The following is a 13,288-nucleotide window of genomic DNA, read 5'->3' as shown; positions in this document are numbered from 1 at the left end:
TTACGGTGGCGGGCCTCTTCAGCTTCGGTCAAATGAAAATACTTTAGTTAGTTAAAGAAAAACGTTTTATCCGACGCGCGTGCGGAGTACAATCTCGTGCATGCGAATCGACGTGCCATCGGCTTTGATGCCGTTCGCGTGTCCCGTCCGGCTCTACGCTCCGGGCGTGCGACGTTGCGACGCGGTCGGCCTCGGTCCTTGCGTGCGAGTTCGCGAGTATGCAACTGTGTATGTAAGGAGCGACATATGACTGTCGAGAAGAAGGATATCGATTGGGGTAGCCTCGGCTTTGGCTACATGAAGACCGATTACAGCTACGAGGCTCATTGGAAGGATGGCGAGTGGGACGAGGGCGGTCTGACTACCGACCACACCCTGCATGTCTCCGAGTGCGGTGGCATCTTCCATTACTGCCAGGAGGTCTTTGAGGGCCTGAAGGCTTACACCGCCGAGGACGGCAGCATCGTCTGCTTCCGTCCCGATATGAACGCCGAGCGCATGTATAACTCTGCCCAGCGCCTCGAGATGCCCCCGTTCCCCAAGGACAAGTTCGTTGAGGCCGTCAAGCAGGTCGTTTCTGCCAACGCCGCCTGGGTTCCGCCCTTCGGTTCCGGCGCGACCCTGTACGTGCGTCCGTTTATGATCGGCTCCGGTGACGTGATCGGCGTGGCTCCCGCTCCTGAGTACACGTTCCGCATCCTCGTGACCCCGGTCGGTCCGTACTTTAAGGGTGGTCTCAAGCCCGTCAAGCTGCGCGTTTCCGAGTACGACCGCGCCGCACCGCACGGCACCGGCAACATCAAGGCTGGCCTCAACTACGCCATGTCCCTCAAGCCCACGATGGAGGCCCATCGCGAGGGCTATGCCGAGAACCTGTATCTCGACTCCGAGTCCCGCACCTATGTCGAGGAGACCGGTGGCGCTAACGTCCTGTTCGTGAAGGAGGACGGCACGCTCGTCGTTCCGCAGTCGCACACTGACTCCATCCTGCCCTCTATCACCCGCCGTTCGCTCGTTCAGGTTGCCGAGGACCTGGGCATGACCGTTGACCAGCGTCCCGTCGAGTGGGCTGAGGTCAAGTCCGGCACCTTTGTTGAGTGCGGCCTGTGCGGCACCGCTGCCGTCATTTCCCCGGTGGGCGAGATCGACAACAAGGTCTACGGTGCCGACGAGACTGTGACCTTCCCGGCTGGCTACACCGAGATCGGCCCCGTGATGAAGAAACTCCGCGAGACCCTGACGGGCATCCAGTCTGGTGCTGTTGAGGATAAGCACAACTGGGTTTACACCGTCGCGTAATTTGTCTTACCCGTCCGGGCGGAGAGCAAGTTCCCTCCCGGCGCGTCCTCGGACATGCAAGAAGCCCTCGCTGCGCACTTCGTGCGGCGAGGGCTTCTTGCGTCCTGCGGAATGCGCCGGGAGGGAACTTGCTCTCCGCCCTGCGGGCTCGGCGATGTCACAACGAACAATAATTAATCTGAATTAAAGATGGCGCGCGGCCTTTTAGGCCGCGCTTTTGTTTTGCGTCGCGCCATGTGGGGGTGGTGGCGACGTGCATTTTTGCGAGTATTCTGCAATCGAAGGCTCCTGCATATCGTCGTTCGGGCAAAAATCCGTGCTTGTCGATGCTTTTCGCGAATAATAGGCGGGGTTATGGGCTGCTGGGTCTCGGGCTGCAGGGGTATTCGCTATCTAACGCCTCTGCTGCGGAGCCCAAAGCCCTTGGTTATGTTGAATACTCCTAAAAATGCACGGCGCCTAGAGGGGGACCTTCGCGAAAAAGGAAACCGCCCCGTCGAAGTATGCATTCGACGGGGCGGTTTATGCATTTGGCCGATTAAGGATGCGCTGCCAAACTACTAGAACTTGACGGTCGGGGCCTGGCGGGCTGATTCGGCGGCCTCGAAGCCCTGGCGCTCCTTAAACTGGAAGATGCCGGCAAAGATGACAGCCGGGAACGTCTGAATGGCGTTGTTGTAGCTGAGCACGCAGTCGTTGTAGCTCTGGCGTGCATAGCTAATCTTGTTCTCGGTATCCTCGAGCGATGTCTGCAGCTGCGTAAAGTTGGTGTTTGCCTTAAGATCGGGATAGGCCTCGGCTACGGCAAAGAGCTGGCGCAGCGCACCGGTCAGCACGTTGTCGGCTTCCATCTTGGCCTCGGGCGTGGTGGCCTTGACGGCGGTGTTACGCGCACTGATCACGGCGGAGAGCGTCTCTTGCTCGTGCTTGGCGTAGCCCTTGACGGTCTCGACCAGGTTGGGGATCAGGTCGTTGCGGCGCTGCAGCTGCGTATCGATGTTCTGCCAGGCGTTATCGATGCGGTTACGCTTGGTGACCATGTTGTTGTAGATGCCGGCGATGGCGCAGACAATCACAATGACAACAACGATGCCGATGATGACGGTAATCATGATGTCTCCGTTTCGAAAGGCCGCGGCGGCATGCGCCAGCTGCCGTTGGTATAACGCTACTAGTATACCCGCAACGTTTTGCCGTGCCGAACTTTCCGGTAAGCGTTATGTTTTCGGCGGGGTTGGCACTGGGGCAAAGCGCGCGAGGTACAGGTGTAAGATATGCGACAGATTGACGAGTGTTGTCTTTGCCCTGAGGATGGCGATACCAGTGGACCTTCGCATTAAGAAAACCTACCGTGCCCTGTTCGATGCTTTCACCGAGCTTCTCGAGGAGCATCGTTTTGAGGACCTGACGGTTGCCATGCTGTGCGACCGCGCCATGATTCGCCGCACGACGTTCTACAAGCACTTTCGCGACAAGAACGATTACTTTGCCTTTTATATCGATGAGCTCATGTCCGGCTTGCCGCAAAAACAGCCCGATGAGGCCGGCACAGTGTCTGCCGAGGACGTGCGCGCGCTCCGGCACGCGATTTTGGACGATGCCATGGACCTGATTCTGGCCCATGAGCAGCTCATGGACAACATTTTGGCGAGCAGCATGTCGGGAATGCTGACCAACGTTATTTGCGACCGTATTGCCCGCTCCATCCGCGAGCGTGTGATGAACGTGCTTGCCGAGGATGCCCTGGCCCCCGTGTCACTCGAGACGACGTCTGAGTTTGTCGCCGGCGGTATTATTCGACTTTTCACGATATGGTGGGAATCGGGCCACGATCTTGAGCGTCGACCCGAGATGGCCGACGTGGTCGATGCGCTGTTTGAGCGGACCATGACACCGGTGCATCACTAAAAGTGGCGGAGAGAGGGGGATTCGAACCCCCGGAACGCTCTCGCGCTCAACGGTTTTCAAGACCGCCGCATTCAACCGCTCTGCCATCTCTCCGTGAGTCGTAATGATAGCATCGTTTTGAATTTGCAACAGGGAAGGCGAACGATGACGATCACCGAAATCGACGTGAAGTTCATGCGCGAGGCGTTGGCGGAGGCGCGAGCCGCCGCGGCGGTGGGCGAGGTGCCCATCGGAGCCGTAGTGGTGCGCGACGGCGAGATCGTCGCGAGGGCGCACAATCGGCGCGAGCTCGACCAGGACCCTTCGGCGCATGCAGAGTTCGCGGCCCTGTGCGCCGCCGCCCAGGCGCTTGGCCGCTGGCGCCTTTCCGACTGTACGGTCTACGTAACGCTCGAGCCCTGCTGCATGTGCGCAGGCCTTATGGTTAACGCGCGCGTGGGGCGCTGCGTGTATGGCGCGAGCGACGCCAAGGCGGGCGCGTTGGGATCCCTATACGATTTGAATGCCGACTCGCGCCTGAATCATCGGTTTAATGTGGCGACTGGGGTCCTGGCGGATGAGTGTCGTGAGGTGTTGAGCGGCTATTTTAGTGGGCTGCGTGGCACCGATGGTACTGGCTGCGGTTGTGGGGCCGATCTTGAGGCACATGCCGCTCATGCCGAGGCGCTCGCGTGTGCCGAAGATATCGCCGTTGAGGCGGTCGATTTTGGTGCCGCGTGCCGCCGGCCCCGCCGTGTGCTGTTGGCGATTGATTCCTTTAAGGGCAGCGTGTCGAGTGCGCAGGCGGAGGCGGCGGTTGCCGAAGGCGTGCGCCGCGTTTGGCCCGATGCCGAGGTGTGCACATTGCCGCTGGCAGATGGCGGCGAGGGAACGCTCGACGCCGTTGCCGCCTGCGGTGGCGAGCTTGTGACCTGCGAGGTTGCAGGTCCCTTGGGCGAGCGTGTGCCTGCCCGGATGCTGGTTGATGTCGAGCGCGAGTCCGCGGTCATCGAGATGGCCGAGGCGGCCGGCATTGGGTATTCGCCTTGCACGGAGTCGTCGGCGCTTGCGGCTTCGACCTATGGCGTGGGCGAACTGATGCTTCATGCGGTTCGCGCGGGTGCAAAGACTATCTATATTGGCTTGGGCGGCAGCGCCACCAACGACGGCGGCGCCGGCATGCTGCAGACGCTGGGCGCGCGTGTGGTCGATGATCGGGGCTGCGATGTCGCCCCCGGTCTTGCCGGCCTTGAGCAGGTGGCGAGCGTTGATTTGGCGCCAGCGCTGCAGGCTTTGGATGGCGCTCGTATCGTTGTGCTTTCGGATGTCGAGAATCCGCTCGTAGGGCGTCGCGGCGCGCTTGCGGTGTTCGGCGGACAGAAGGGTCTGCCGGCGTATGATGCCGAGGCGCTGAACAGGTGCGACAGCTGGATGGTCGGCTACGGCCGCTTGCTCGACGCTGCGATTGCCGGAGCTCGAGCCCAGGGGCTGTTGCGCACATCCGAGGGTGCACGGACATTTGGCTCGGTGCTCGGTGTGCCCGGCGCCGGTGCCGCCGGTGGCTTGGGCGCGGCGTTACTGGCGCTCGGTGCGGAGCTACGCTCGGGCGTGGAGACGGTGCTCGATCTGATTGGGTTTGACGAGCGCGTGCGCGATGTCGACCTCGTCATAACGGGCGAGGGCAATATGGATGAGCAGTCCGCCGCCGGTAAGGCGCCGGTGGGCGTGGCCCGTCGTGCGAAGCGATATGGCAAACCGGTGGTCGCCGTCGTGGGCGGTCGTGCCGACAGCCTGGATGCGGTGTATGGGCAGGGCGTCGACCTGGTTTTGCCGATCTGCCGCAAGCCCATGCCCCTCGACCAGGCGCTCGGTGTGCAAGAAGCCACAACCAACCTCATCTGCGCCGGCGAGTCTGCCGCTCGATCCTACGACCTCGGCCGAATCTAGAAAAGTAGTCATTTTGGGACGGGGCTAGAAAATCACCCGTAAAGGCATGTGAATCTGAACAATTCAATCCTGCGCCTTGTGGCGCTCGATGGTGCTGTCTAGGGATCGGAGGCTATGCACTTCAGGTGTTGACGCCGCCATTTATGTGCCATTAGTAGATTGCTCTTCGTTCAGTTGTTCGCCAATTAATCCTGCCAATTAATTATCATTTCGGGCGAAGACGTGGATTATCTCCATGATGGATCTCTTTGGGCATAATGTTGTCTTAAACTGTCCTAATCAATAGATCGCTCTTGGGAAGAGAAGGCGACACCAGAGGGGGAGAAGGGAATTGGAGAGGAAAGTTTTCGGCGGGGGGGGGCGGAGAGTCGCTGCTCTCTGCCTTGCGCTGGTTCTCGGCTTCGGATGTTTATCCGTTGGCGCGACGGCCGGTGTCGCATATGCGGCCACGGCATCGCGGACTGCGTATACTGCGGAGGAGTTTGAGATCACCCAGGACGGCGTGACCTATTCGTGCGAGACCACGGATAAAGGTACGGCGGAAATCACATGTATTGTTGCCGGCGACGGTGTAACCGCGGTGAGTGTGCCCAGCTCCATCGAGCATGGTGGCCAGACCTACAAAGTCACCGACCTTTATTTCTCGTCTGGTATCGTGGCCGAGAATGTTGAGCAGCTGACGCTTCCCGACACGCTCGAAAACGTGCGCGGATGGTATTTCCGGAAGTTCGTAAAGGTCAAGGAGCTCCATATCCCTGGCTCCATCAAGAACTTCGGTTGCTCGTTGCAAAACGCTGGCTCGCTCGAAAAGCTCTATTTTGATGAGGGCGTCGAGGAGATTAGCGCCAACATGATGGTCAATGGCTGCAGCAGCCTTTCGGAGATCAATCTCCCCTCCACCCTCAAAATGATTTCGGGCTCGGGCGCCTTCGAGGGGGCTACGGCCCTCACAAGCATCGAGTTTCCAAAAGATGTCGCCTTCTCCGACACCATAACGGGCGTATTCGAAGACTGCACGTCTCTGACAAGCGTGTCGTTGCCCACTTCGGTTACCAAGATCCCCTCGCACATGTTTGACGGATGCACCTCTCTCACGTCCGTCACCGCGCTGAGCGAAATCGAGTCCATCGGGGATGGGGCGTTTCGGAATTGCTCGAGTTTAACCGGGATTGATTTCCCGGGCACATTGACGAGCATCGGATCCTCTGCTTTCCAGGGGTGTGCCAGCCTGGTGAGTGTGCCCAATCTAAGCAAGGTGACAAAGATGGGCAGCGGGGCTTTTCGCGAGTGCAAAAATCTGCGGGCGTCCGTGGACCTGTCCTCGCTTCAGAGCATTCCGGGCTATGCGTTTTGCTATACGCCGGTTAAGATCGTGGGGCTTTGCGACAACCTGAAGAGTATCGGTGACTGGGCCTTTATCCAGAGCAACGTCGCCGTCCAGCTTCCCAGGACACTTGAGACAATTGGCGACTACGCCTTCTATTACGGCACGTTGCCGGAGCAGCTTTCCATTCCGGATTCCGTGACTTCCGTTGGCAGGGCAGCCTTCTCGGGCGTAGGTGGCGTGAGGGATGTGACGATCGGGCGCGGCCTCACCAAAATACCCTTGGGTATGTTTGACGACAGCACGGTTCAGAAGATCACAATCGAAAACAGCATGGATGACATCACCGGCTCGGAGAACCTCCCGTCCTCTGGCGTCGATATCGTCTACACGCGCGAGCACATCGATGATGGCGTCGGCGGTACCGTGAGCGATGACAGCACCAAGACCCTTCAGGAGCTGGTCAACGAGGCCCCCGATGGCAAGGAAACCGTCATCACCCTGAAAAAGCACGTGAAGCTCGGCTCCACGCTCACGATTCCTGCCGGGAAGATGATTAAGATCACATCGGATAAGCCCTATACCATCTTGGCAACAAAGAATAGCGGCGTCTCCGTACTGGTCAATGTTGCCGAGAGGGCGTCCCTCGAGCTGTCGGGGAAAGCGTCTCTGAGGGGTCGCTACAACAAGGGCGCCATTATTTCTAGCAGGGGAGCAGTTGTGCTCTCTGACGAGGCCGTTGTGTACGACGGTACCACGAGCGGGGATAGCACGGGCGCCGTCGACGTGTCGGGAGAAAATGCCTCGCTTACCATGACGGGCGGCGTCATCGAGCAGTGCGAGCTGCGCCATTCGTATTGCGGTGCCGTTCGCGCGTCCAGCGGCGCTCATGTAGTTATGAAGGGTGGCGTTATCCGCAACAACGGAGTCGTTACCGGGGCCACCAATTGCTTTTGGCTTACATCTTCTGGCGTCATTTTGTGGGGCAACGCTCGCTTTGACATGAGCGGAGGCCGCATCGAGGGCAACAACGGTTATCGAGGCAGTGCGGTGCTTGCGTACGGCCGGGGTAAGGGCGAAAACCAAAGAGCCAAGTTCACGATGACTGGTGGTCAGATTTCCGGCAACAGGAGCAGTAGGCTGGAGGCGGCCTACGATCCTTCCGGAGCAGTTCATATTGAGGGCAACGCCGAGTTCACCATGACGGATGGAAAGATTGAGAACAACGTTGCGTCTGGCAAAGGCAAAGGCGGAGGAGTGTGTGTGGTCGACCCGGGCTGTCAGAATAGCGAAAATGGGAATACTGCTTTCATCATGCAGGGCGGGTCCATATCTGGCAACTCCGCTTCCGCCGGTGGAGGTGTCTATACCTATTCGAATGACGTTACGCTCAGCGCGGGCAAGATCGAGAGTAATACTGCTTGGAGCATGGGCGGCGGCGTGTATAGCGAAGGCAACGAGTATCTTGGCTATAGTACGCTCCATATCGAAAACGCTTGCGTTGTTGATAACCATGCGGATAAACAGGGCGGCGGCATGTGGTTCTGCCCTACCGGAGATGCCAAGGTCTACGTCCAGGACGGCGGCCTGATCGCCAGGAACACGGCTGACGAGGCGGGAGACGACTTCGTCTTCACCGGCGCCAAAGACGCCAAATACAAACTGACCTTGGCCAACCGCGCTCCGGGCGGCGGAAAGGTCAGCTGGTACAGAGACGGTGGACTGTTTAACCCCGAGGGCACCACTGCGGCAACAAACCCCAAAATCCCGCGATTCTCGCCCGATGGTGACAACGGCGAGCCCCTGTCCTTTACCGACGCCACGCCGAACGTCGCGCTTAAATCTGTGATGAGCGAGGATGTGTATAACCTCGGCGGCGGCCAGACGTCGCTGACGATCTCTGGCAATACGGCGCCGTTGGGAGGCGGCATCGGCGCCAACGGCGGTGTTGTCATCGGCAAGTCCGAGAACATCAACATTCCCATCGAAAAGGTCTGGGAGAACCCCAGGATTCCCCATCCTGATAAGGTAAAAGTAAATCTCAAGAACGGCGATACCGTCATCGATTCGATCACCCTGAGCGAGTCTGACGACTGGGAGGGCGTCTTCTCCAACCTGCCGCAGCGTGATGCTTTCGGCGCCGTGATCGACTACACCGTGGCCGAGGACCCCGTCGAGGGCTACAGCTCCAAGGTCTCCGGCGACGCCGAGCGCGGCTTCGCCGTGACCAACGCCTCCACGGCCAAGGTCTCGGTGCCCGTCGAGAAGAAGTGGGTCGGCCCGGCGGCCGAGAAGGCCACCGTGCGCCTGCTCGCCGACGGGAAGGCCACCGGCGATTCGATCGAGCTGTCAAAGTCCAATAACTGGAAGGGCTCCTTCGAGGGCCTGCCCAAGTACTCCAAGTCCGGCGCCGTGATCGACTACACCGTGGCCGAGGACCCCGTCGAGGGCTACAGCTCCAAGGTCTCCGGCGACGCCGAGCGCGGCTTCACCGTGACCAACACTGTGAAGACGGGCGAGCTCGATGTCTCCAAGACCGTCGTGGCGCGCGAGGGCCTGGCGGTCGACGCGGACAAGATATTTAAGTTTGTGGTTGAGGCCACCGATGCCATGGGCCGCAAAGTATCCGGCACCTACGGTGACGCGACGTTCGAGGACGGCAAGGCGACCCTCAAGCTCAAAGATGGCCAGACGGCGAGGATTACGGGGCTGCCCGCGGGAACTGCCTACACGGTGACCGAACGTGCCGCCGAGGGCTACACGACCGCGGTGAACGGAGCCGAGGGATCCAGGGCCGAGGGCTCCATCTCGGCCGATCAGGTCGCCTCCGCCGCCTTCACCAACACCTTCGACCCCGCCCCCGCCACGGCGTTCGTCCCCGAGCTCACCAAGGTGCTCGCTGGAGGCCGCAAGCCCGGCCTCCGGGAGGGGGAATTCACCTTCGAGCTCTCCCTCACCGATGGCGCGGGCAATGTTCTCGAGGGCTACCCAATCGAGGCGAAGAATGACAGGGACGGCAAGGTTTCCTTTGGCGAGCTCAGCTTCACCAATCTGGGCACCTACCACGCGACCGTGACCGAGAAAGCAAGCGGCGATGTCCTGATTGAGGACGACGCGCATGCCTACACCTTCGACATCGCGGTGACTCAGACCGGTGCCGGCCTTAAGGCCGAGATCTCCAACGAGCGGGGCAAGAAGACTTTCACCAACACCTTCACGCCGCACGACAACACCAAGACCGTCACCAAGGCGGACGCCTCGGGCGCCAAGGTCGATGTGGATGGCAAACCGGTGGGCGTGGGCGATACCCTCACCTATACCATCGGCTGGGCCAATAACAGCGTCGACGACAGGGGCGCCGCGCAGGCGGCCGACGTGACGGTGACCGATGTCCTGCCCAAGGGCGTTAACTATGTTGAGGGTTCTGCCGACGGTGCCGCCTACGACGCCGCGACGCGCACCCTTACCTGGTCGCTCGGCGAGCAGGCTGCGGGCGCCACGGGCACGCTCAGCTTTGACGTGAAGGTCTCCGCCGAAGCCGCCGTGGTCGACGACATCTCCAACACCGCCACGGTCAAGGTGGGGGAGAACGAATCCCAGACCAACACGACCCACAACAGCGTGCCCCGCGGGGGCAACCTCACCGTCAAGAAGACGGTCGTCGGCGGCGACAGCCAGCGCGAGTTCGGCTTTACGGTCGCGCTGACCGACGGGGACGGCGAGCCCGTCTCTGGCACCTTCGGCAAGGGCGAGCACGCCGTGACGTTCGCGGGCGGCAAGGCGAACTTCACGCTTAAGGATGGCGGGGAGAAGATCATCTCCGGCCTACCCGTGGGCGCGCGCTACACCGTGACCGAGGATGCCGCCGAGGGCTACACGACCGCGGTTAACGGGGCTGACGGCTTCAAGGCCGAAGGCGCCGTGACCGAGGACGGCGCGACCGTCGCGTTCACCAACACGTACGGAACGGCCACCGAGGGCAGGGACGTCTCCACCGCGGGGCTCTTCACCAAGACGCTCGAGGGCCGCGACTGGGCGGAGGGCGACAGCTTCCAGTTCACGCTCGCGGGCGAGGACGGCGCCCCCATGCCCGAGGGCTCTGCCGACGGCTCCAAGACCGTCAGCGTGACGGCCGGCGCCGGCACCAAGGCGGGCGATAGGGTCGCCTTCGACTTCGGCCCCATCCGCTACACGCTCGACGACATCAAGGACGCCGGGTTCGCCGAGGTCGGCGGCAAGCGCGTGCGCGCCAAGACCTTCACCTACACGGTGCGCGAGGTCAGGCCCGATGACGGCTCCGCCATCGCTGGTGTGGCCTACGACGGCCACACCGCCACGATGACGGTGACCGTGACCGACGACGGCTCCGGCAACCTCACGGCCACGACGCCCGCAATCGCGCAGGCGAGCGGCGGCGACTTCGTCAACACCTACACGACCGAGCTCGACTACTCGGCCCGCGCGGGAGTGCGCCTGTCCAAGACGCTCTCCGGCCGCGCCATGGAGGCGGGGCAGTTCGCCTTCACCGTGACCGCGGACGCCGAGACGGCCGCCAAGCTCGGCCTCAAGACCGGCAAGGACGCCTACGCCGTGGCCGCGGCCGATGACGGTGCGGCCGGCCTGGTCGACCTCATCGGCGGGACCGCGGAGAGCGACGTGAAGTTCACCGACGCCGACGCGGGCAAGGTCTATCGCTTCACCGTCACCGAGACCAAGCTCGGCGGCGAGGGCTACACCAACGACACCGCGCCGCGCACGGTGACCATCGCGCTCGCCTACGATACCGCGACGGGCAAGCTTACGGTCACGACCACAGTTGCCAAGGACGGCTTCGAGGTCGCCCGCAGCGAGGTCTCCACAGCGAATGACGTCACGGCGACGCCCGCGCCCGTGACGGTCGCGTTCCAGAACTCCTACGAGGCCACCGGAACGCTCGGCGGCGAGGGCAACGTGGCCATCAACGCCACCAAGACGCTGACGGGCCGCGCCGCGGCGGCGGGCGAGTTCTCGTTCTCCGTCCGCGATGCCCAGGGCAATGTGGTCGCGACCGCGACCAACCAGGCCTCCGGCGACGGCGAGGCCGTGGGACTTTCGTTCTCGCCCATCTCCTACACCACCGACGCTCTCGAGCAGATGGTGGCGGACGGCATCGCCACCAGGGCCGCCGACGGCTCCTGGGTCATTCCCTATACCGTTTCCGAGGACGGTACGGACCGGCTGCCTGCGGGCGTGACGGCGGCCACGTCGAGCTTCGGCATCACGGTCAAGGTGACCGATAACGGCAAGGGCGGGCTGGATGTGGCCGTGACCTACCCCGAGGGCTCCGACGGCACGCTGTCGTTTGTGAACGGCTATAGCGCCGGCGAGGCGACGGTCGACATCGCGGGTACCAAGACGCTGGCGCTCGGCCAGGCCGGACTCGGCCTCACGCAGGCTGACATCGCGGGCAGGTACACCTTTAAGATTGAGCCGCTGGACGGCGCGCCCGCGCCGGTCGGCGCCTCCGGTAAGACGGTGACCGAGGCGACCAACGACGCCGCCGGCAACGTCGAGCTGGGCCATGTCACGTTTAAGCAGCCGAGCGATCTCGATGACGTCGAGATCGACGGCGACGGCCTGCGTACCAAGACGTTTGCCTACCGGGTGAGCGAGTCCGGTTCGGTCGACGGTGTGGTCAACGACGCGACGGCAACCAGGACCTTCACGGTCAAGGTGGTCGAGGACACCAACGCGGGCACGCTCGCCGCGGAGGTCCTGCCCGCAGAGGGCACGCCCGAGGGTAAGGGCGCGTTCGAGTTCACCAATACCTACGGCGTGAACCCGACGCCGAGCTCCGTTACCGACCAGATCGAGGTGAACAAGAAGCTCAAGGGCCGTGACCTGGCCGAGGGCGAGTTCGAGTTCCAGTTGGTCGAGCTTGCCGCCGACGGCAGCGAGAGCGTCGCGGCGACGGGCAAGAACGCCGCCGACGGCACGGTCGCGCTCAGCCCCGTCACCTACACCGCGCCCGGCATGCACAGCTACGAGTTGCGCGAGGTCGCCGGCACGGCGGGCGGCGTGACATACGACAAGGCGACGTACCGCGTGCGCACGACGGTCACCGATGCCGGTAACGGCACGCTCGCCGTCAAGCACGAGCTGGCGGATGCCGAGGGCAATCCCACGGGCGACGACTCGGTGACCTTTACCAACGGCTACGAGGCCGCACCCGTCACCCTCAAGCTGGGCGCCGCCAAGGTGCTCAAGGGCGCCGAGCTCAAGGCGGGCCAGTTTAGCTTTGAGCTCAAGAGCCGGGACGGCAAGGTCATGTCGACCGCCAAGAATGCCGCCGATGGCAGCGTCACGTTCGATGCGCTGACCTTCAATCAGGCCGGCACCTACACCTTCACGGTGAGCGAGGTCGACGACGGCCAGGCGCACGTGACCTACGACAAGGCGGTGCACAAGATCGTCGTCACGGTGAGCGACGAGGCGGCAGACGGCACCAGGACGGGCTATTTGTCGGCGAAGGTTTCCTACGAGGGCGACGCCAACCTGCCGCCGGTCTTCACCAACAGCTACGCCGAGGAGCCCGGCACCCCCGGCACCCCCGAGAACCCCGGCACGCCGGGCGGCGGCTCGGGCGGCGGTTCAGATAACGGCTCCGGCAGCGGCGCTAGCGGTGACGGCTCCAAGGGCGGTATGCCCGACACCGGCGACCGCAGCCTGCCGCTTGAGGCGCTCGGCGCCATGGCCGGCATCGGCGCGCTGACCGCAGCGGGCGGCGCGGTCCTGTACCGCAGGCGCCGCTAGCGATATGGACGAGTGGGGCGAATCCATCCGATGGGTTCG

5 protein-coding genes and 1 tRNA gene are annotated in these 13,288 nt (G+C 62.4%); 4 read left to right on the top strand and 2 right to left on the bottom strand.

Annotated features, from left to right (window positions below):
* The first annotated feature begins 246 nt into the window (after positions 1-246).
* A complete protein-coding gene (locus DW943_RS06665) occupies positions 247-1,299 on the top strand; it encodes a branched-chain amino acid aminotransferase (RefSeq protein WP_117862554.1) in 1,053 nt (350 codons plus the stop codon).
* A 560-nt stretch (positions 1,300-1,859) separates the two neighbouring features.
* Here DW943_RS06665 and DW943_RS06660 read toward each other — a convergent pair.
* Positions 1,860-2,411, bottom strand: a complete 552-nt coding sequence (locus DW943_RS06660; RefSeq protein WP_199572810.1) for a LemA family protein — start codon at positions 2,409-2,411, stop codon at positions 1,860-1,862.
* Positions 2,412-2,622: 211 nt separating this feature from the next.
* Here DW943_RS06660 and DW943_RS06655 point away from each other — a divergent pair, with 211 nt between their 5' ends.
* Positions 2,623-3,207 carry a TetR/AcrR family transcriptional regulator gene (locus DW943_RS06655; RefSeq protein ID WP_099432361.1) on the top strand — a complete coding sequence of 195 codons (585 nt, stop codon included), beginning with the start codon at positions 2,623-2,625 and terminating at the stop codon, positions 3,205-3,207.
* Between the two features lie 3 nt (positions 3,208-3,210).
* On the opposite strand, the gene DW943_RS06650 is transcribed toward DW943_RS06655, so the two are convergent.
* Positions 3,211-3,300, bottom strand: a tRNA-Ser gene (locus DW943_RS06650).
* A gap of 51 nt (positions 3,301-3,351) precedes the next feature.
* Here DW943_RS06650 and tadA point away from each other — a divergent pair.
* On the top strand, positions 3,352-5,133 hold the full coding sequence (gene tadA, locus DW943_RS06645; RefSeq protein ID WP_117862552.1) for a tRNA adenosine(34) deaminase TadA: 1,782 nt from the start codon (positions 3,352-3,354) through the stop codon (positions 5,131-5,133).
* Between the two features lie 580 nt (positions 5,134-5,713).
* Entirely contained in the window at positions 5,714-13,249 is a 7,536-nt protein-coding gene (locus DW943_RS06640) for a Spy0128 family protein (RefSeq protein ID WP_233543615.1), read from the top strand.
* Positions 13,250-13,288: the final 39 nt, after the last annotated feature.

It is taken from the genome of Collinsella sp. AM44-11 (genome assembly GCF_003467145.1).
Taxonomy (GTDB): Bacteria; Actinomycetota; Coriobacteriia; order Coriobacteriales; family Coriobacteriaceae; genus Collinsella.
This window is presented reverse-complemented; position numbering and strand designations above follow the sequence as displayed.

What these genes read in the sequence shown, in the direction of transcription:
- DW943_RS06665 (WP_117862554.1), top strand. Translation starts at nt 247, where the DNA reads ATGACTGTCGAGAAGAAGGATATCGATTGGGGTAGCCTCGGCTTTGGC.
- DW943_RS06660 (WP_199572810.1), bottom strand. Translation starts at nt 2,411, where the DNA reads ATGATTACCGTCATCATCGGCATCGTTGTTGTCATTGTGATTGTCTGC.
- tadA (WP_117862552.1), top strand. Translation starts at nt 3,352, where the DNA reads ATGACGATCACCGAAATCGACGTGAAGTTCATGCGCGAGGCGTTGGCG.